Genomic DNA, 19,980 nt, shown 5'->3' with positions numbered 1-19,980 from the left:
GCAAGCTGGCCGACGGTGACTTCTCACCGCCGGCCAGCTCACACAACCGCTTTACGAGCGCGGCTTCTCGCGCATCTCGTACGTCGCGATGACGTCGTCGACCTTGATGTCGTTGAAGTTGCCGAGGTTGATACCGCCCTCGAACCCTTCGCGGATCTCGGTGACGTCGTCCTTGAAGCGACGCAGCCCGGAGATGTTGAGGCTCTCCGCGATGACCTTGCCGTCGCGGATGAGGCGCGCCTTGGTGTTGCGCTTGACCTCGCCCGAGCGGACCAGGACACCGGCGATGTTGCCCAGCTTGGACGACTTGAAGACCTCGCGGATCTCCGCCGTGCCGAGCTCGACCTCCTCGTACTCCGGCTTCAGCATGCCCTTCAGGGCCGCCTCGATCTCCTCGATGGCCTGGTAGATCACCGAGTAGTACCGGACGTCGACGCCCTCGCGCTCCGCCATCTGCGCCGCGCGGCCCGCAGCGCGGACGTTGAAGCCGATGACGATGGCGTCGGAGCCGGTCGCCAGGTTGATGTCGGACTCGGTGACCGCACCCACACCGCGGTGCAGGACACGGATGTCGACCTCGTCGCCGACGTCGAGCTGGAGCAGCGAGGACTCGAGAGCCTCCACCGAACCGGACGCGTCGCCCTTGATGATGAGGTTGAGTTCCTGCACCAGACCGGCCTTGAGGGCCTCGTCCAGGTTCTCCAGGGAGAACCGGACACCCCGGCGGGCGAAGTTGGCGTTGCGCTCGCGCGCCGCCCGCTTCTCGGCGATCTGACGCGCCGTGCGGTCCTCGTCGACGACCAGGAAGTTGTCGCCGGCGCCGGGGACGTTGGTGAGACCCAGGACCAGGACGGGGGTCGACGGACCCGCTTCCTCGACGTTGTTGCCGTTGTCGTCGAGCATCGCCCGGACACGGCCGTACGCGTCGCCGACCACCATCGTGTCGCCGATGCGCAGCGTGCCGCGCTGGACCAGGACCGTCGAGACGGCACCGCGACCGCGGTCGAGGTGGGACTCGATCGCGATACCCTGCGCGTCCTGCTCCGGGTTGGCCCGCAGGTCGAGCGAGGCGTCCGCGGTGAGGACCACGGCCTCCAGCAGGCTCTCGATGTTGAGGCCCTGCTTGGCGGAGATGTCGACGAACATCGTGTCGCCGCCGTACTCCTCGGCCACCAGACCGAACTCGGTGAGCTGACCGCGCACCTTGGTCGGGTCGGCACCCTCGACGTCGATCTTGTTGACCGCGACCACGATCGGCACGTCGGCCGCCTTGGCGTGGTTCAGCGCCTCGATCGTCTGGGGCATCACGCCGTCGTTGGCCGCCACCACGAGGATCGCGATGTCGGTCGACTTGGCACCACGGGCACGCATGGCGGTGAACGCCTCGTGACCGGGGGTGTCGATGAAGGTGATCTTGCGCTCTTCACCGTTGACCTCGGTCGCGACCTGGTACGCACCGATGTGCTGCGTGATACCGCCGGCCTCGCCCGCGACGACGTTCGTCTTGCGGATGGTGTCGAGAAGGCGGGTCTTACCGTGGTCGACGTGACCCATGACGGTCACGACCGGCGGACGGACCACGAGGTCGTCCTCGTCGCCCTCGTCCTCGCCGAACTCGATGTCGAAGGACTCGAGAAGCTCGCGGTCCTCCTCCTCCGGGCTGACGATCTCGATGACGTAGTTCATCTCGCCGGCGAGCAGCTGGAGGGTCTCGTCGGAGACGGACTGCGTGGCAGTGACCATCTCGCCGAGGTTCATCATCACGGCGACGAGCGACGCCGGGTTGGCGTTGATCTTCTCCGCGAAGTCGGTGAGCGAGGCACCGCGCGACAGGCGGACGGACTGTCCGTTGCCGCGAGGCAGCATCACGCCGCCGACCGACGGGGCCTGCATGGCCTCGTACTCCTGGCGCCTCTGCCGCTTCGACTTGCGACCGCGACGCGCCGGACCGCCGGGACGGCCGAACGCACCCTGTGTGCCACCACGGCCACCGGGACCACCCGGACGACCGCCGAAGCCGGGACGACCGCCGCCGCCACCGCCGGGACCACCCGGACGGCCGGCGAAACCGCCGCCACCGCCACCGGGACCACCGGGACGACCGGCGAAGCCGCCGCCGCCACCGCCGGGACCGGCCGGACGACCGGCGAAGCCGCCGCCCGGACGACCGCCGCCGGGACCACCGGGACGACCGCCGCCTGCACCGGGACCACGGCCACCGGGGCCGCCGCCGGGACGCGGGCTGCCCGCGGCCGGACGCTGGGGCATCATGCCGGGGTTCGGACGGTTACCGCCCGGACCGCCGCCGGGACGCGGAGCGCCACCCTGCGGACGGGGCATGCCGCCCGGAGTCGGACGGGCACCGCCCGGACCGCCCTGCGGACGCGGAGCGCCGCCGGGACCGCCCTGGGGACGGGGAGCACGGTCCTGGCCGCCGGCACCCTGCGGGCGCGGGCCGCCGGGGGCGCCGGCGCCACCGGGACGCGGGGCACCGCCGGGACGGGGCGCCTGCGGGCGCGCCATGCCGGTGGAGCCACCAGAGGTGAACGGGTTGTTGCCCGGACGGGGACCCGCGGGACGGGCACCACCCGGACGCGGGGCCTGGCCGCCGGGACGCGGGGCGCCCTGACGGTCGCCGCGCTCGGGACGGTCTCCACGGCCCTGACCGCCCTGACCGGGACCACCGGCCGGACGGGTACCGGGACGCGGGGCCTGACCGGCGGGACGCGGGGCGCCCGGACGGGGACCCGCGGCCGGAGCCGAGGGGGCCTGCTGCGGCGCGGCCGGCGCCGACGGGGGCGCGGTGAACTCGGCCGCTACCGGAGCCGGAGCCGCCGGAGCGGGCTTCGGGGCCGGCTTGGGACCCGGAGTCGGGCGCGGACCCGCAGCCGCCGGGGTCACCGGAGCGGCCGCGGGCTTCTCGGCCGCGGCCGGCTTCGGGGCCGGCGGGCGCGGGGCGGCCGGACGGGCGGCCTGCGCCGGGGAGGGGGCGCCCGGCTTCACCGGGGCAGCCTTGCGCGGGGCGGGCTTGCCGCCACCGTTGCCCTGCTGGAGGGCATCTGTCAGTTTGCGTACGACGGGGGCCTCGATCGTCGAGGACGCCGAACGGACGAATTCACCGAGTTCTTGGAGCTTGGCCATGACGACCTTGCTCTCTACGCCGAACTCCTTGGCGAGTTCGTATACCCGGACCTTAGCCACTTCGCTCCTTTTAGGTCCGGGTCTGCGTCCGGACCGTCGCTACTTCATGGGCGTACTCATCGCGTGCTCATCGAGTGCTCATCGCAATCTCGACCTACTTCCAACTCGCGGAATACCAGGGCCGCACGGGGGTTCCGTACGACGCTTCTTACGGTGCTGCCTGCTCGACGTAGAGGCGCAACGCCGCTGTGTCGAGCGGTCCCGGAGCGCGCAGCGCCCGTGGGATCGCCCGGCGGCGGACCGCCAGATCGAGACAGACCGGAACGGGATGCACGTACGCACCCCGACCAGGCAGCGTACCGCGATGATCGGGGACACCTTCACCCTCGATCGCCACGATGCGCAGCAAGTCTCTCTTGGCCGCTCGCTCCCGGCACCCCACACAGGTGCGTTCAGGGCATGCGCGGGCCCGCGTCCGGCCAGACACTCTTGAGTCTACCTCCCCGTACCGACCTCACCCCTTTGGGGCAAGAATCGAACGGTTGTTGTCGTGATGTAAGCGATGCGCGGGCCGGATCTATTCCCGGTCTATTCCCCGCGCTGCTCGGCTGGCTGCTCCGTGTCCGGACGGATGTCGATCCGCCAGCCGGTGAGACGCGCGGCGAGGCGGGCGTTCTGGCCCTCCTTGCCGATCGCCAGCGACAGCTGGTAGTCGGGGACCGTCACCCGCGCGGAGCGGGCCGCGAGGTCGACGACCTCGACCTTGGAGACACGGGCCGGCGAGAGCGCGTTGGCCACCATGTCGGCCGGGTCGTCCGACCAGTCCACGATGTCGATCTTCTCGCCGTTCAGCTCGGCCATCACGTTGCGCACCCGGCCGCCCATCGGGCCGATGCAGGCGCCCTTGGCGTTCAGGCCGCTGCGGTTGGACCGGACGGCGATCTTCGTGCGGTGGCCCGCCTCGCGGGCGATGGCGGCGATCTCGACGGAACCGTCGGCGATCTCCGGCACCTCCAGCGCGAAGAGCTTCTTCACGAGGTTGGGGTGCGTACGGGACAGGGTCACGGACGGACCGCGGACACCCTTGGCCACCCGTACGACGTACGAGCGCAGGCGCAGGCCGTGCTCGTAGGTCTCGCCGGGGACCTGCTCCTGCACGGGCAGGATGGCCTCCAGCTTGCCGATGTCGACCAGCACGTTCTTCGGGTCGCGGCCCTGCTGGACCACACCGGTGACGATGTCGCCCTCGCGGCCCGCGTACTCGCCGAGGGTCGCGTCGTCCTCGGCGTCACGCAGACGCTGGAGGATGACCTGCTTGGCGGTGGTCGCGGCGATCCGGCCGAACCCCGAGGGGGTGTCGTCGAACTCGCGCGCCTCCTCGCCCTCCTCCAGGTCCTCGGGGTCCTCCTTCGCCCACACGGTCACGTGACCGGTCGCCCGGTCGAGTTCCACGCGCGCGCGCCGGCGGCTTCCCTCGGTGCGGTGGTAGGCGATGAGGAGGGCCGACTCGATCGCCTCGACCAGCAGGTCGAAGGAGATCTCCTTCTCCCGCACCAGACCCCGCAGGGCACTCATGTCGATGTCCACGGCTACGCCTCCTCTTCCTTCTTGTCCTTGCGGTTGAACTCGACCTGGACGCGGGCCTTGACGATGTCCCCGAAGGCGAGACGCCTGGCGGTGGGCTTGCGCCCCTTCACGCCGGGCACCTCGACATCGAGACCGTCGTCCTCGACCCGCAGGATCCTGGCGAGCAGTTCGCCGTCCTCCGCCAGCTGGAACTTCACCAGGCGGTCGGTGGCGCGTACGTAGTGACGGTGCTCCTTGAGCTCGCGCTCGGCACCGGGGGTTCCGACCTCGAGGGTGTATTCACCCGAACCCATCGCGTCGGTCTCGTCGAGCTTCGCCGAGAGCGCGCGGCTCACATCGGCGATCGCGTCCAGGTCGGCGCCCTCGTCCGAGTCGACGACGACGCGCAGCACTCGCTTGCGGCCCACGGACTCCACTTCGATCTCCTCGAGATCGAGGCCCTGGGAGGTCACGAGCGGATCCAGGAGTTCTCGAAGCCTCTCGCTCTGGGTCGTGCTCATCCGGGTGACTCCTCGGCCGCGTGTGCTGTTGTGGGTTGGTCGCGTGTCAGCTCAAAGGGTATCCGGTCGCAGGGGGTGTTGCCGTCCACCGGGCGGGTGGGCCCGCGTCGGCCGACCCCGGCGGGACTGCGGCGAACGGGGCCGGAGACAGTTGGAGGAGAGCCGCTGGGCCGTGATCGGCCCCCGCGCGGGTACCGTGATCACGGGCAGTTCGCCCATACATTCGTACGAGCCCTCCGAGGACGTCTGCCGTGTCGTTCCCCCTGCCGTCGCGCACCCCGTCGGGTCCGCGCCGAAGGACCCTGCTCGCGGCCGCCGCGGGTGCCTTCGCGCTCGCGGGCTGTTCCGCTCCCGAGCCGTCCGGCGACACGACGGGCGGCAGCCCCTCGGCCGCGGACCGGGCCCGAGCGCGGGCGGCCAGCGACAGCCTGAGCCTCTCCGACCGCTACACCGCGGTGATCGCCGCGCATCCGCAGCTGGCGGAGCGGCTCGGCCCGCTGCGCGCGGAGGTCGTCCGGCACGCGACGGCGTTCGGGGGCGGAAGCGCGGGGGCGACGGCTTCCTCGTCGGGGTCCGCCTCGGCCCCGGAATCGGCTTCGCCGTCGGCACCGGAGTCGGCTTCGGCGTCCGCCTCCTCGACCGGATCCCCGTCCGCGTCGGCCACGGGTTCGGCTTCCGCCACGGTCTCTCCCTCCGAGCCGGCGTCCGCGTCGGGTTCGGCCCCGGCCGGCGCCTCCCCCGGTGTGGCGGCCCGTCCCAAGGACGCGCTCGCCGAGCTGGCCTCCGCCGAACTGGCGCTCGCGGACGAGAGGACTCAGGCCCTGGTGACCGTCCCCGGTGAACTCGCCCGGCTGCTCGCCTCGGTGGCGGCGGCCGGCGCGGCCCACGCGTTCCTGCTGACGAAGGCGGCGAAGTGACCAAGCGGAACAGGACCGAGGAAGCGGAGCTGAAGGCCCTTCAGGCCGCGCTGGGCGCCGAGCACGCGGCCGTCTACGGCTACGGCGTCGTGGGCGCCCGGATCGGCACGGCCCGGCAGCCCGACGCCCGCTCTGCGTACGACGCCCACCGGGCACGCCGGGACGAACTCACGCGCGCGGTCAAGGACATGGGCGCCGCGCCCGAGGCCGCGTCGGCCGCGTACATGCTGCCGTTCCCGGTGACGGACACCGCCGCGGCCATACGGTTCGCGGCCGAGCTGGAGGAGCGGGTGGCCGACGTGTACTCCGACCTCGTGCGGGCCGCCACGGGAGACCGGCGGCGCATGGCGGCCGGGGCGCTGCGCGAGGCCGCGGTCCGCGCGGTGCGCTGGAGCGGCGAGAGCGTAGCCTTCCCTGGGCTCGCCGAGCGGGCGGGCACCCCGTCCCCCACGGCGTCCTCGCCGACGTAACGCGACCTGGAAGGAAACATCTCGCGCATGGACTCGCGCATGGCCTTCGAACCGCCGAGCCGCCTCCTCCGGGCGCTCGGCGAGTCCCGCCGGAGCGGGCCGGAGGGCGCCGACGAGGCCGACGAGTGGCTGGAGAGCCTGCCCGGGCTGGTCCGGGAGGCCGTCGCCGCACGCGAGTTGACCGTGGAGCGGGTGCAGGCGCCGGGCGGGCGCAGCAGTCTGGTCGTCCTGGTGCGCCGGGCCGACGGGACGCCCGCCGTGCTCAAACTGGCGCCCGGGCGGGCGCGTCCGGAGAGCGAGCGGGCCGCGCTCGCCCACTGGGACGGCCGCGGCGCGGTCCGGCTGCTCGGCCCCGGTGACCCGGAGGGCGCTCCCGGCACCGATGGCGTGCTGCTCCTGGAGCGGCTGCACCCGGATGTCTCCGTGCGGTCGCTGCCCGAGGCGAAGGCCCTGCTGGAGGCGGCGGGGACGCTGCGGCGGCTGTGGGTCGAGCCGCCCGCGGACGTCGTCCTCGAGACGGTGGCGGAGCGGACCGGGCGGCAGGCCGAGGCGATGCGGGCCACGGCGGCGGGCGAGGCCGGAGCCGGGGTCCGGGATCTGGTCGGCGCGGCCCTCGCGGCCCGCGACGAACTGCTGGCCGAGCCGCCCGAGACACGGCTGCTGCACGGCACGTTCCGGCAGAGCAAGGTGCTCGCCGCCGAGCGGCTGCCGTGGCTGGCCGTGGGGCCCGACCCGGTGGTCGGCGAGTGCGCGTTCGACCTGGCCCGGCTGGTCCGCGACCGGGTGGAGGACCTGATCGCGTCGCCCTCGGGAGCCTCGATCACCCGCCGGCGGATCAAGCGGCTCGCCGAGTCCCTGGACGTGGACCAGGCACGGCTGCGCGGCTGGACCCTGTTCCGCGCCGTCGAGTCGGGCGTCCGGGCGGGCCGCGTGGGCCGCGCCCAGGACGCCGAACTGCTCCTGGAGTTCGCCGGCTGGCTCTGAGGGCCGGGCGTCCGGCGCCGTGCGCGTGACACCGCCCGGCGGAATCCGGGCCGTCCGTCGACCGAAGCGGAATCCCACCCCTCCGGCACCGGCCGCCCGACACCCCGCAAACGGCCGAACGGCAGCCGGCGCCCCCGGAAACGGCAGACCGACACGGCGCCCCGGAAACTGCCAAGCGGCTCCCCACTCCTCAGAGACGGCCGACTGGCAACCCGCTCCCCCGGAGATGGCCGACCGACACCCCGCTCCCCCGGAAACGGCCGAACGGCAGCCGGTACCCCCGGAAACGGCAGACCGACACGGCGCCCCGGAAACTGCCGAACGGCTCCCCACTCCTCAGAGACGGCCGACTGGCAACCCGCTCCCCCGGAGATGGCCGACCGATACCCCGCTCCCCCGGAAACGGCTCAGCGGCACCCGCCGCCCCCGGAAACGGCTGAGCGGCGCCCCGCCCTCGGAGAGGGGGCGGGGCGCCGCTCTGGTTGTCGGCTACGCCGTCAGGCGGGCGATCGCCTCTTCGACGGTCAGTTCCTCGCGCTCGCCGGTGCGGCGGTCCTTCAGCTCCAGGACGCCCTCGGCCGAACGGCGGCCCGCGACCAGGATCTTCGGGACACCGATGAGCTCCGCGTCGGTGAACTTCACGCCCGGGGAGACACCCGCACGGTCGTCGACCAGGACGCGGACGCCCGCGGCACCGAGCTTCTCGGACACGTCGAGCGCCAGCTCGGTCTGGAGGGCCTTGCCCGCGGCGACCACGTGCACATCGGCGGGAGCGATCTCCTTGGGCCAGCACAGGCCGTGCTCGTCGGCCGACTGCTCCGCCAGCGCGGCGACGGCGCGGGAGACGCCGATGCCGTACGAGCCCATGGTCACGCGGACCGGCTTGCCCTGCTGTCCGAGCACGTCGAGGCCGAAGGTGTCGGCGTACTTGCGGCCGAGCTGGAAGATGTGGCCGATCTCGATGGCGCGGTCCAGCTTGAGTCCTGCGCCGCACTTCGGGCAGGGGTCGCCCTCTTCGACCACGACGACGTCGAGGTAGTCGTCGACCTCGAAGTCACGGCCGGCCACGACGTTCTTCGCGTGCGTGTTGATCTTGTTGGCGCCGGTGATCCAGGCGGTGCCGGGCGCGACGCGCGGGTCGGCGATGTAGCGGACCTTCTCCAGACCCTGCGGGCCCACGTAACCGCGTACGAGATCACCGCGGCCCTCGAAGTCCTCGGCCGTGACGAGTTCGACGACGGCGGGGGCGAGGTGCTCGCCCAGCTTGCCGAGGTCGACCTCGCGGTCGCCGGGCACGCCCACGGCCACGATCTCGCCGTCCACCTTGACCAGCAGGTTCTTCAGGGTCGCGGAGGCGGGCACACCGAGGTGCTCGGCGAGCGTCTCGATGGTCGGGGTGTCGGGGGTGTCCAGCTCCTCGACCGCGCCGTGCTCCTCGGAGACGGGCGCGAGCTTGAAGGTGACGGCCTCCGTGTTGGCGGCGTAGTCGCAGGCCGGGCAGTCCACGAAGGTGTCCTCACCGGCGGGGGCGGGCGCGAGGAACTCCTCGGAGGCCGAGCCGCCCATGGCGCCGGAGACGGCGGAGACGATGCGGTAGTCGAGACCGAGACGCGCGAAGATCTTCTGGTAGGCCTCGCGGTGCAGACGGTAGGACTCGGCGAGACCCTCGTCGGTGATGTCGAAGGAGTACGAGTCCTTCATCTGGAACTCGCGGCCGCGCAGCACACCGGCGCGCGGACGGGCCTCGTCGCGGTACTTCGTCTGGATCTGGTAGAGCATGACCGGCAGGTCCTTGTACGAGGCCACCTGGTCCTTCACGATCAGCGTGAAGATCTCCTCGTGCGTGGGACCGAGCAGGTACTCGGCGCCCTTGCGGTCCTTGAGGCGGAACAGCAGGTCGCCGTACTCCTCCCAGCGGGCCGAGGCCTCGTAGGGCTCCTTGGGCAGCAGGGCCGGGAGGAGGACCTCCTGGGCGCCGATCGCGTCCATCTCCTCGCGGACCACGCGGGAGATGTTGTCCAGGACCTTCTTGCCGAGCGGCAGCCAGGTCCAGATGCCCGCGGCGTTGCGTCGCACGTAACCGGCGCGCATGAGCAGCTTGTGATTGAGCGTCTCGGCGTCCGCCGGGTCGTCACGCAATGTCTTGACCATCAAACGGGACATGCGCTGGACCTGGGCCATGGTTCTCGACTCCTGCTGCGTAAGGGTGATGCCTGGAGGTTAGCCGGGCAGCGGCCGTCCCCGGAAATCCATTAGCGGTGTCGCAGGGGGAGAGGGGCGCCCATCACGGCGTACGGCTTGGGGGCGCTGGGGAACAGGACCCGGCGGGCGAGGTCCTCGTAGCCCAGCGAGCGGTACAGGCCGCGGGCCGGGCTGTCGATGTCGATCGCGGAGAGGATCGAGCGGGGTTCGGTCGCCGTGTCCGTGATGGCGGTGATCAGGGTGCGGCCCACGCCCCGGTTCTGGAAGCGGGGGTGGACGTGCAGTTCGGTGATCACGAAGGAGTCGTCGAGCCAGCCGTCGTGGCCCTGGGCGCGCAGATACGGTTCGACGACGGTGGACCACCAGTGCGCGCGGTCGTTGGGCATGCCGTAGACGAATCCCACGAGCCGTCCGTCGACGGTGGTCGCGCCGAGCGCCCGTGCTCCCGGATGGGTCAGGTGGCGCAGCACGATCTGGCGTCGTACGGCGATCTCGTCGGCGCCGAGCCCGAAGGCGAGCGCCTGCACGGCGAGTGCCTCGTCGACGCGCGCGGCGAGGTCCAGCGGGCCGATGACCACGTCGTCGGACTGGCGGTGGCCGTGACCGGGGAAGCGCAGCATGCCGGGAGACTACCTGGCGGACCGTGTGACGCGTGAGGTGCCGACGGGCCCGCGGCGGACGTCAGAACAGGACACTCATGAACGCCCCGGCCTCCTGGAACCCGACGCGGCGGTACGTCGCCCGCGCCGCGGTGTTGAAGTCGTTGACGTACAGGCTGACGACCGGGGCGACATCGGCGAGGGCGTAGCGCAGGACGGCCGCCATGCCGGGGGCGGCGAGTCCACGGCCACGGTACTCGGGAGCCACCCACACCCCCTGGATCTGGCAGGCCTCGGCGGTCGCGGCGCCGATCTCCGCCTTGAAGACGACGTTGCCGTCCCGGTCGAGCCGGGCGAAGGAGCGGCCGGAGCCGACGAGCTCGGCAACCCTGGCCTGGTAGAGCAGTCCGCCGTCGCCGGCCATCGGGGAGACGCCGACCTCCTCGGTGAACATGGCGACGCAGGCCGGCATGATCGTCTCCATCTCGTCCTTGCGGATGCGGCGGACGTAAGGATCCGGGGTGATGCCGGCGGGCAGCCGGTCGGTCACCATCAGCGGCTGGTGGGCGCGGATCTCGCGGGCGGGGCCCCAGCTCGGTTCGAGCAGCCGCCACAGCTGGGCGGTGGACTCGGCGGGCCCGACGATCGAGGAGCAGCGGCGGCCGCTTCTGCGGGCCCGGTCGGCGAAGCCGCGCACGGCGCGCGGGGTGGCGCAGATCGGAACGAGGTTGGCGCCCGCGTAGCACAGGGACTGGAGCATGCCGTCCTCGTACCAGCCCCACATCTCCCCGCCGAGCCGCCACGGGTCGAGCCCGGCGACCTGTACTCGGGAGGTGACGAAGGCGTTCGCCACCGGCTCGCGGCCGAGGACGGCGAGCGCGGCGTCCAGGTCACTCGGTTCGAGGACCCTGGTGGTGGTCTGGGTCAACACGTACGGGGGCCTCACCCTGGGATCTGCTGATCTCCGCACTGTACCTGGCGAGGTTGTGCCACGCCGCCCCTCGTACCGGCGGAACGGTCGGCCGGCCCGCGCGGTCAGGGGGCCACGAGCTGCTGGCCGCCGTCCACGTCGAAGGTCGCCCCGGTGAGTGCTTCGTTGACCATGATGTGGACGGCGAGCGCCGCCACGTCCTCGGGGCCCACGACGCGGCGGATCGGCAGCGTGCGGCGCAGCTCCTCCCGGCGTTCTTCGAGCCGGTCGCCGAGAAGCGAGGCGGACAGGGGGGTGTCGACGAATCCGGGGGCGATGAGGTTCGCCCGGATCGGCGCCAGTTCGAGGGCCAGGTTGGCGGTGAGGGCGGGCAGGGCCGCGGTCATCGCGCCGACGATCGACATGCCGGGGCCGGGGCGGCGGCCGCCCGTGCCGCCGATGAAGATCAGGGTGCCGCCCGCCCGCACCTTGTCGCGGCTGCCGAGGGCGACGCCGAGCGTCATGGACAGGCGCTGGGCGAACGCGCGGCCCGCGTTGTCCACCTCCATGTCGTCCAGGGGCATGTACGCGGGGCTGCCCGCGGTGAGCAGGATGTGGTCGACCGGTCCTGGCAGGTCCTCGAAGAACTCCGCGAGGCGGACGGTGTCGCTCGCGTCGAACGCCGCCGTGCCGACCGGCCGGAGTTCCCGCGCGGCCTCCTCCAGTCGTTCCGGGTTCCGGCCGACGAGGACCAGGCGTCCGCCGCCGGCGCGGACCTGGCGGGCCGTCTCGCGTCCGATGCCCGCGCTCGCCCCGATCACCACGACCGTCTGGTCGGCGATGCCCGTCGGGCGGGGAGTTCCCGGTACTTCTCGGTCAGCGCTCATGGTGTGCCTCCTGGACCGGGTGCACCGGCCGTGCGGTCGCGCGGGCGGGCGGGGCCGTGCGGTCACCCGGTCGGAGACCGTGCGGTCCCGCCCCTTCGTCCGTGCCTGCGGAAAGCCGCGCCGGGACGGTGCCGTCCAGGCGCTCCGCCCCATCGTCGCGCCCGGCCCCGGGGAGCGCCTGTCGGAGGGACCGCAGCATGGCGCGGGGGCGCCGGGACACCAGGAGGCGGGGCGGAGGCCGGGACGTGGGGACCGCCTGGGCGCGGCCAACACCGGAGCCCGGAGCCTGGCGCACGCCGGGACGCCGGCACGCCGGGGCGCCGGGGCGCCGGGACGCCGGGACGCCGGGACGCCGGGGCGCCGGGACGCCGGGGCGCCGGGGAACGGACAACGCCGGACCGCGAGGGACGCGGAGGACGCCGGGACGCGGAGCACGTGGAGCACGCGGGAACGCGGAGCACGCGAGGACACGGAGGACAGTGAGCACGCGAGGACACGGGGACGCGGGGACGCGGGGACGCGGAGGACGCGGGGACGCGGAGGACGCGGGGACGCGGAGGACGCGGAGGACGCGGGGACGCGGAGGACGCGGAGGACGCGGAGGACGCGGGCGGAAGGGAATGCCGGAGCGCAGCAAACGCCGGAGCGCGGCGCACGCCGGAGCGCAGCAAGCGCCAGCGCCCGGCGCACGCCGGAGTGCAGCGAACGCCAAGGCGCGGGGCGCCCGAGGGGGCGCCGGAGTGGCAGAAGCCCCCGGGACCCGCGCCTTCCCGGGAGTCCCACCCGTCCGGTGTCGGATCGGGGGGCCGGGGAGGCGCGGGGCCCGGGGGCCTCGCGCGGGGATGCTTGGGGGCGTCAGCCCGCCACGGACACCGACGGCTCGCCGGAGGCGACTCCGTCGGCCTCCATCTGCTCGGCGAGCTTCATCGCCTCTTCGATCAGGGTCTCGACGATCTTCGACTCGGGGACGGTCTTGATGACCTCGCCCTTGACGAAGATCTGGCCCTTGCCGTTGCCGGAGGCGACACCGAGGTCGGCCTCGCGGGCCTCGCCGGGACCGTTGACGACACAGCCCATGACGGCGACGCGGAGCGGGACCTCCATGCCGGTGAGGCCGGCGGTGACTTCCTCGGCCAGCTTGTAGACGTCGACCTGGGCGCGGCCGCAGGACGGGCAGGAGACGATCTCCAGGCCGCGCTGGCGCAGGTTCAGCGACTGGAGGATCTGGAGGCCGACCTTGACCTCCTCGACCGGCGGGGCGGACAGGGAGACGCGGATGGTGTCGCCGATGCCCTCGGAGAGCAGGGCGCCGAAGGCCACGGCCGACTTGATGGTGCCCTGGAAGGCGGGGCCCGCCTCGGTGACGCCGAGGTGCAGCGGGTAGTCGCAGGCGGCGGCGAGCTGGCGGTAGGCGTTGACCATGACGACGGGGTCGTTGTGCTTGACCGAGATCTTGATGTCCCGGAAGTCGTGCTCCTCGAAGAGGGAGGCCTCCCACAGCGCGGACTCGACCAGCGCCTCGGGCGTGGCCTTGCCGTACTTCTGGAGCAGGCGCTTGTCGAGCGAGCCCGCGTTGACGCCGATGCGGATCGGGGTGCCGGTGTCCTTGGCGGCCCGCGCGATCTCCTTGACCTGGTCGTCGAACTGCTTGATGTTGCCGGGGTTGACGCGGACGGCGGCGCAGCCGGCGTCGATCGCGGCGAACACGTACTTCGGCTGGAAGTGGATGTCCGCGATGACGGGGATCTGCGACTTCTTGGCGATGGTGGCGAGCGCGTCCGCGTCGTCCTGGGTGGGACAGGCCACCCGCACGATCTGGCAGCCGGACGCGGTCAGCTCGGCGATCTGCTGAAGCGTGGCGCCGATGTCCGACGTACGCGTGGTCGTCATCGACTGCACCGAGACGGGAGCGTCTCCGCCCACGGCGACGGTCCCGACCTGGATCTGCCGGGTCTTGCGGCGCTCGGCCAGCTTGGTCGGAACGGACGGCATGCCGAGAGAAATCGCAGTCATCTGCTGTGCAACCCCAAGTTGTGGATCAAGGTCCCGGAAATCGTGGGCTCCGGGCTTCGAGATTACGGTACGGGCGCACCACCGGGCACATCACGCCCCCACGTTCAAACCCCCTCAACGAACGACGGCCGGACACCCGAGGTGTCCGGCCGCCATCCATGCGGTACGACTACGAGATCTTCACCGGATTGACCACGTCCGCGATCAGGACGAGGACCGTGAAGCAGACGAAGATCCCGGCCACCACGTAGGCCACCGGCATCAGCTTCGCCACGTCGAACGGGCCCGGGTCCGGGCGGCGCATCACCCGGGCGACGTTCCGCCGCAGGGACTCCCACAGGGCGCCCGCGATGTGCCCGCCGTCGAGCGGGAGCAGCGGGAGCATGTTGAACAGGAACAGGGAGAGGTTGAACCCGGCGACGAGCAGCAGCATCATCGCGACCTGCTGCGACGCGGGGATGTCCAGGGTGAAGACGTCGCCGCCGATGCGGGCCGCGCCGACCACGCCCATCGGGGAGTCGGCCTTGCGCGGGGCGTCGTCGAAGGCCGCGTTCCACAGGTCGGGGACCTTGCCGGGCAGCGACACCAGGGACTCGATGCCGTTCTGCATCATGTCGCCCATGCGGGTCACGGACTGGCCGAAGGACTGCTGGAGGATGCCGGAGGCGGGCGTGAAGCCGAGGAAGCCGGCGTACACGTACTTGCCCTCGACGTAGCCGCCGTTGCCGTCGGTCTTGCTCACCTGGTTCTTGATGAGGTGGGCCTTCAGGGCGACCTGCTGCCCCTTGCGCTCGACGGTGATCGTGACGTCCTTGCCGGGGTTGGCCCGGATGTCGGACTGGAGGGCCGACCAGTCGGCGACGGGCCTGCCGTCGAACGCGACGATCTTGTCGCCGCCCCTGAGGCCGGCGGCCTTGGCGGGTGCCGCCTGGTCGTCCTTGGCGCACTTGGTGCGGTTCTCGCTCTGCTGGATGACGCAGTCGGAGACCTTGCCGACCGTGGTGGTCTGGGTCTGGACGCCGAACGTCATCATCACGCCGAGGAAGATCGCGACGGCGAGCACGAGGTTCATGAAGGGGCCGGCGAACATCACGATCACGCGCTTCCACGGCTTGCGCGTGTAGAAGAGGCGGGTCTCGTCACCGGGCTGGAGTTCCTCGAAGGCGGCCGACCGGGCGTCCTCGATCATGCCCCGGAACGGGGAGGTCGAGCGGGCCTCGATCCGGCCGTCGGGGCCGGGCGGGAACATGCCGATCATGCGGATGTAGCCGCCGAGCGGAACGGCCTTGATGCCGTACTCGGTGTCGCCCTTCTTGCGCGACCAGATGGTCGGCCCGAAGCCCACCATGTACTGCGGCACCCGGATGCCGAAGAGTTTGGCCGTCGACAGATGTCCCAGCTCGTGCCACGCGATCGAGATCAGCAGCCCGAGCACGAAGACGACTATGCCGAGAATCATCATCAGGGTCGTCATGCACGAGCCTCCGCGGTTGTCGTCTGTGCCGTCAGTTCCCGGGCCCGGGCGCGCGCCCAGGTCTCCGCTTCGAGGACGTCCGCGACGGTCAGGGAAGTTCCCGTACGCGGTGTGCCGTGTTCCTCGACGACCCGGGTGACGGTCTCCATGATCCCGTTGAACGGCAGTGTGCCGTTCAGGAACGCGTCCACGCACTCCTCGTTGGCGGCATTGAACACCGCCGGAGCCGTGCCCGCGAGCTGCCCCACGTGCCGGGCGAGTCCCACGGAGGGGAAGGCGTCGTTGTCGAGCGGGAAGAACTCCCAGCTCGACGCCTTCGTCCAGTCGAAGGCGGGCGCCGCGTCCGGGACGCGCTCGGGCCAGCCGATGCCGATGGCGATGGGCCCCCGCATGTCGGGGGGTGTCGCCTGGGCGATCGTCGAGCCGTCCGTGAATTCCACCATCGAGTGGACATACGACTGCGGGTGCACGACCACCTCAATGCGGTCGAAGGGAATGTCGTAGAGGAGGTGCGCCTCGATGACTTCCAGTCCCTTGTTGACCAGGGTCGCGGAGTTGACGGTGATCACCGGGCCCATGGCCCAGGTGGGGTGGGCGAGGGCGTCGGCGGGTTTCACGTCCGCCAGCTCCGCCTTCGTACGGCCGCGGAAGGGGCCGCCGGACGCGGTCACGACCAGCTTGCGCACCTCCGCGCGGGTGCCGGAGGCCAGCGACTGGAAGAGGGCCGCGTGCTCGGAGTCGACCGGGATGATCTGGCCGGGCTTGGCCAGCGCCTTGACCAGCGGCCCGCCGACGATGAGCGACTCCTTGTTGGCGAGCGCCAGCGTGCGGCCCGCCTCCAGCGCGGCGAGGGTGGGCGCGAGGCCGATGGAACCGGTGATGCCGTTGAGGACGGTGTGGCAGTCGGAGGCGGCGACCTGGGTGGCCGCGTCGGGTCCGGCGAGCACGTCGGGAAGCGTCTCACCGGGCGCGTACCGGGCCGCGAGGGCCTCCCTGAGCGCGGGGACGGCGTCCTCGCGCGCCACGGCGACGGTCCGTACCCGCAGCTGGTGGGCCTGCTCGGCGAGCAGGTCGACCCTGCCGCCTGCGGCGGACAGCGCGGTGACCCGGAACCGGTCGGGGTTGCGCAGCACGAGGTCGATGGCCTGGGTGCCGATCGAGCCGGTGGATCCGAGGATCACGACATCCCGGACTCCGTGCACGGGGTCGAAGACGAGATGCGGATCAGCGAGGGGGGCTGGACTGTCGCTCATCCCCCCATTGTCGCCGCATCGCGCGGGCCGAAGGACAGGGCGTCCCTCATTCCCGCCGTCCCTCCCGGTGACCGCCGGTGCCCGGCCGTGCCGAGGGGCCCCGGCGGGGAGCGGTCGTGCGGTACGGGCCGGGGCGGGGCGGTGTCCGTCCGCGGGGCCGTCGTACGGGCCGTCGCCCTACTGATCCGCAGGTCAGCGCTTGCGGCGGCGCCGGGGCGCGGGCTTCGACGGCCCGCGGCGGCCGCGTTCGGACCGTCCGCCGGGCGGTGCGGGAGGGGCGGTCGCGGGCGCGGGCCCCGGGGCGGGGGCGAACGCGCCTTCGACCACGCCCTCGGCCGTGTCGAGGGTCGGTGCGGTGAACAGGAGGCCGTCGGCGCGGTCGCGCCGCTCCAGGGTTCCGGGGGCGGGGGGCTCCGGGCCGAGGTTGAAGACGTAGCCGACGGACTCCTCCTTGATGGCGTCGGTCATGGCTCCGTACAGGTCGTAGCCCTCGCGCTCGTACTCGATGATCGGCTCGCGGCCGAGCGTCCAGCGCAGCCCGATGCCCTCGCGCAGGTAGTCCATCTCGTAGAGGTGCTCGCGCCACTTGCGGTCGAGGACGGACAGGACGACCAGACGCTCCAGGTCGCGCAGGGGCCCGGAGCCGAGCGCGGACTCGCGTTCGGCGTAGCGGGCGCGGATGTCCTCGGTGACGGTCTCGACGATCCGCTCGGTGGTCAGGTCGTCACGGCTCCCGTGGCGGTCCTCCAGTTCCCCGACCGTGATCCCCACGGGGTAGAGCTGCCGGAGCGCGGCCCACAGCCGTTCCAGGTCCCACTCCTCGCCGAAACCCTCGCCGGTCTCGCGCTCGATGTAGGCCCGGACCGTGTCCTCCATGAAGTGGCGGATCTGTTCGCTCAGGTCCTCGCCCGCCAGGACGCGGCGGCGCTGGGCGTAGATGAGCGTGCGCTGCCGGTTGAGGACCTCGTCGAACTTCAGGACGTCCTTGCGCGACTCGAAGTGCTGCTGTTCGAGCTGTGCCTGGGCGGAGGCGATGGCGCGGGTGACCATCTTGTTCTCGATCGGTACGTCGTCGGGGACGTGGGCCATGGACATCACGCGGTCGACGACGTTGGCCCGGAACAGCCGCATGAGGTCGTCCTCGAGGGAGAGGTAGAAGCACGAGGCCCCGGGGTCGCCCTGGCGGCCGGAGCGGCCCCGCAGCTGGTTGTCGATGCGCCGCGACTCGTGACGCTCGGTGCCCAGCACGTACAGGCCGCCGAGCGCCGTGACCTCGTCGTGCTCGGCCGTGGCCGCGGCGGTGATCCGGTCGAGCACCCTGCGCCGCTCCCCCGGGTCCGCGTCCTCGCCCGTCTCGGCGAGCGCCATCGCCTCCGGATTGCCGCCGAGCATGATGTCGGTGCCGCGGCCGGCCATGTTGGTGGCGACGGTGACCGCGCCCCGGCGTCCGGCCTGGGCGACGATCCCGGCCTCGCGCCGGTGGTTCTTGGCGTTGAGCACCTCGTGCCGGATGCCGTGGCGGCGCAGCAGCGCGGAGAGGACCTCGGACTTCCCGACGGAGGTGGTGCCGACGAGCACCGGCCGGCCCACCTCGTGCTGCCGGGCTATGTCGGCGAGGATCGCGGCGTACTTCGCCTCCTCGGTGCGGTAGATCTGGTCGGGGTCGTCCCGCCGGACCATGGGCCGGTTGGTGGGGATCGGGACGACGTGCAGGTGGTAGATCTGGTGGAACTCGGCCGCCTCGGTCATGGCGGTCCCGGTCATGCCGGCCAGCTTGCCGTAGAGGCGGAAGAAGTTCTGGAGGGTGATCGTGGCGAGCGTCTGGTTCTCGGCCTTGATCGCTACGCCTTCCTTGGCCTCGATGGCCTGGTGCAGTCCCTCGTTGTAGCGCCGGCCGGCGAGGATGCGGCCGGTGTGTTCGTCGACGATCAGCACCTCGCCGTCGACGACGACGTAGTCCTTGTCCCGCTTGAAGTGTTCCTTGGCCTTGAGGGCGTTGTTCAGGTGTCCGATGAGGGGGGTGTGGTCGGATTCGTAGAGGCTGTCGATGCCGAGCTGGTCCTGGAGGTAGTCGACGCCGGGGTCCAGGATCGACACGGTGCGTTTCTTCGGGTCGTACTCGTAGTCGTACCTGGCCCGCAGTCCCGCGAGGCGTTCCTTGTCGGCCGGGCCGGTGAACCGCTCCTCCTGCACCCGTACGCCGTCCATGTGCCCGGCGAAGGCGGCGAAGGCCTCGTACCAGTGCGTGGGCTGGTCGGCCGGGCCGGAGATGATCAGCGGGGTGCGGGCCTCGTCGATGAGGATCGAGTCGGCCTCGTCGACGATCGCGAAGTGGTGCCCGCGCTGGACGAGTTCGTCGTCGGACCAGGCCATGTTGTCGCGCAGGTAGTCGAAGCCGAACTCGGTGTTGGTGCCGTAGGTGACGTCGCGGGCGTACTGGGCGCGGCGCTCGGCGGGGGTCGACTCCGCCTCCAGGACGCCGACGCTCAGGCCGAGGAAGCGGTAGGCGCGCCCCATCCACTCGGCGTCCCGGCGGGCGAGGTAGTCGTTGACGGTGACGAGGTGGACTCCGTCGCCGGTCAGGGCGTTGAGATAGACGGGCAGGGTGGCGACGAGCGTCTTGCCCTCCCCCGTCTGCATCTCGGCGATGTGGCCGAGATGCAGCGCCGCTCCGCCCATGACCTGGACGTCGAAGTGGCGCATGCCGAGGACACGGCGGGACGCCTCGCGCATCGCGGCGAAGGCCTCGGGCAGCAGGTCGTCCAGGCTCTCACCGGCGGCGAGGCGTTGCTTGAACTCCGGTGTGAGGGAATGGAGTTCCCCGTCGCTCAGGGTACTGAAGCCCTCTTCGAGGGAGCCGACCTGCGCGGCGAGGTGTTCGAGGCGGTGCAGCATCCGGCCCTCGCCCGCCCGCATGATCCTTCCGGTGATGGCATCGAGCCCTTTTGCTGGCATGGGAATCCCTCGCAGTCCGGCACGGCCGGTGCCGGGGAACCGCCAGGGCGTCTCGGTGGAGTTCCCCGTTCGCCGTCGCGTTCATTGT

The 19,980-nt window shown here is 71.9% G+C and carries 15 protein-coding genes; 3 read left to right on the top strand and 12 right to left on the bottom strand.

The genetic code is table 11. The features are described 5' to 3' along the window. Positions 1 to 51: 51 nt before the first annotated feature. From infB to rimP, 4 genes are all read right to left on the bottom strand, one after another. Complete coding sequence (gene infB, locus WJM95_RS24430) at positions 52 to 3,201, bottom strand: translation initiation factor IF-2 (RefSeq protein ID WP_339131939.1); 3,150 nt, start codon at positions 3,199 to 3,201, stop codon at positions 52 to 54. 148 nt (positions 3,202 to 3,349) lie between these two features. Beyond that, positions 3,350 to 3,628: a YlxR family protein gene (locus WJM95_RS24425; RefSeq protein ID WP_339131938.1), complete on the bottom strand. Its 279-nt coding sequence runs from the start codon at positions 3,626 to 3,628 to the stop codon at positions 3,350 to 3,352. 101 nt (positions 3,629 to 3,729) lie between these two features. After that, positions 3,730 to 4,728, bottom strand: a complete 999-nt coding sequence (gene nusA / locus WJM95_RS24420) for a transcription termination factor NusA (RefSeq protein WP_339131937.1) — start codon at positions 4,726 to 4,728, stop codon at positions 3,730 to 3,732. A gap of 2 nt (positions 4,729 to 4,730) precedes the next feature. After that, a complete protein-coding gene (gene rimP / locus WJM95_RS24415) occupies positions 4,731 to 5,228 on the bottom strand; it encodes a ribosome maturation factor RimP (RefSeq protein ID WP_339131936.1) in 498 nt (165 codons plus the stop codon). A 251-nt stretch (positions 5,229 to 5,479) separates the two neighbouring features. Between rimP and WJM95_RS24410 the strand changes: the two genes are divergently transcribed. The 3 genes from WJM95_RS24410 to WJM95_RS24400 are packed head-to-tail and all read left to right on the top strand — an operon-like array spanning position 5,480 to position 7,599. After that, positions 5,480 to 6,145 carry a hypothetical protein gene (locus WJM95_RS24410; protein ID WP_339131935.1) on the top strand — a complete coding sequence of 222 codons (666 nt, stop codon included), beginning with the start codon at positions 5,480 to 5,482 and terminating at the stop codon, positions 6,143 to 6,145. Beyond that, a complete protein-coding gene (locus WJM95_RS24405; RefSeq protein ID WP_339131934.1) occupies positions 6,142 to 6,615 on the top strand; it encodes a ferritin-like domain-containing protein in 474 nt (157 codons plus the stop codon). The genes WJM95_RS24410 and WJM95_RS24405 overlap by 4 nt, the downstream gene beginning before the upstream one ends. A gap of 39 nt (positions 6,616 to 6,654) precedes the next feature. Beyond that, a complete protein-coding gene (locus WJM95_RS24400; RefSeq protein WP_339135806.1) occupies positions 6,655 to 7,599 on the top strand; it encodes an aminoglycoside phosphotransferase family protein in 945 nt (314 codons plus the stop codon). A gap of 489 nt (positions 7,600 to 8,088) precedes the next feature. Here the strand turns inward: WJM95_RS24400 and WJM95_RS24395 are convergent, their stop codons facing one another. The 8 genes from WJM95_RS24395 to secA form a co-directional block, all read right to left on the bottom strand. Then, positions 8,089 to 9,780: a proline--tRNA ligase gene (locus WJM95_RS24395; RefSeq protein ID WP_339131933.1), complete on the bottom strand. Its 1,692-nt coding sequence runs from the start codon at positions 9,778 to 9,780 to the stop codon at positions 8,089 to 8,091. 71 nt (positions 9,781 to 9,851) lie between these two features. Further along, positions 9,852 to 10,421, bottom strand: a complete 570-nt coding sequence (locus tag WJM95_RS24390) for a GNAT family N-acetyltransferase (RefSeq protein ID WP_339131932.1) — start codon at positions 10,419 to 10,421, stop codon at positions 9,852 to 9,854. Between the two features lie 61 nt (positions 10,422 to 10,482). After that, the gene (locus WJM95_RS24385) at positions 10,483 to 11,331 is read right to left on the bottom strand and encodes a GNAT family N-acetyltransferase (RefSeq protein WP_339131931.1); all 849 of its coding nucleotides are present in this window, start codon (positions 11,329 to 11,331) and stop codon (positions 10,483 to 10,485) included. Positions 11,332 to 11,435: 104 nt separating this feature from the next. Next, the gene (locus WJM95_RS24380) at positions 11,436 to 12,197 is read right to left on the bottom strand and encodes an SDR family oxidoreductase (protein ID WP_339131930.1); all 762 of its coding nucleotides are present in this window, start codon (positions 12,195 to 12,197) and stop codon (positions 11,436 to 11,438) included. An 855-nt stretch (positions 12,198 to 13,052) separates the two neighbouring features. Next, positions 13,053 to 14,210: a flavodoxin-dependent (E)-4-hydroxy-3-methylbut-2-enyl-diphosphate synthase gene (gene ispG, locus WJM95_RS24375; RefSeq protein WP_339131929.1), complete on the bottom strand. Its 1,158-nt coding sequence runs from the start codon at positions 14,208 to 14,210 to the stop codon at positions 13,053 to 13,055. Between the two features lie 169 nt (positions 14,211 to 14,379). Next, a complete protein-coding gene (locus tag WJM95_RS24370; protein WP_339131928.1) occupies positions 14,380 to 15,684 on the bottom strand; it encodes a site-2 protease family protein in 1,305 nt (434 codons plus the stop codon). Continuing rightward, positions 15,681 to 16,937, bottom strand: a complete 1,257-nt coding sequence (gene dxr / locus WJM95_RS24365; protein WP_339131927.1) for a 1-deoxy-D-xylulose-5-phosphate reductoisomerase — start codon at positions 16,935 to 16,937, stop codon at positions 15,681 to 15,683. Before dxr ends, WJM95_RS24370 begins: the two co-directional genes overlap by 4 nt. A gap of 192 nt (positions 16,938 to 17,129) precedes the next feature. Further along, positions 17,130 to 19,892, bottom strand: coding sequence for a preprotein translocase subunit SecA (gene secA, locus WJM95_RS24360; RefSeq protein WP_339131926.1), 2,763 nt, complete (start codon positions 19,890 to 19,892; stop codon positions 17,130 to 17,132). Positions 19,893 to 19,980 lie beyond the last annotated feature (88 nt).

Origin of the sequence: Streptomyces sp. f51, from assembly GCF_037940415.1 — a bacterium.
Classification (GTDB): Bacteria; Actinomycetota; Actinomycetes; order Streptomycetales; family Streptomycetaceae; genus Streptomyces.
The sequence above is the reverse complement of the archived record's forward strand: the minus strand, read 5'-3'. Positions and strand labels throughout refer to the sequence as shown.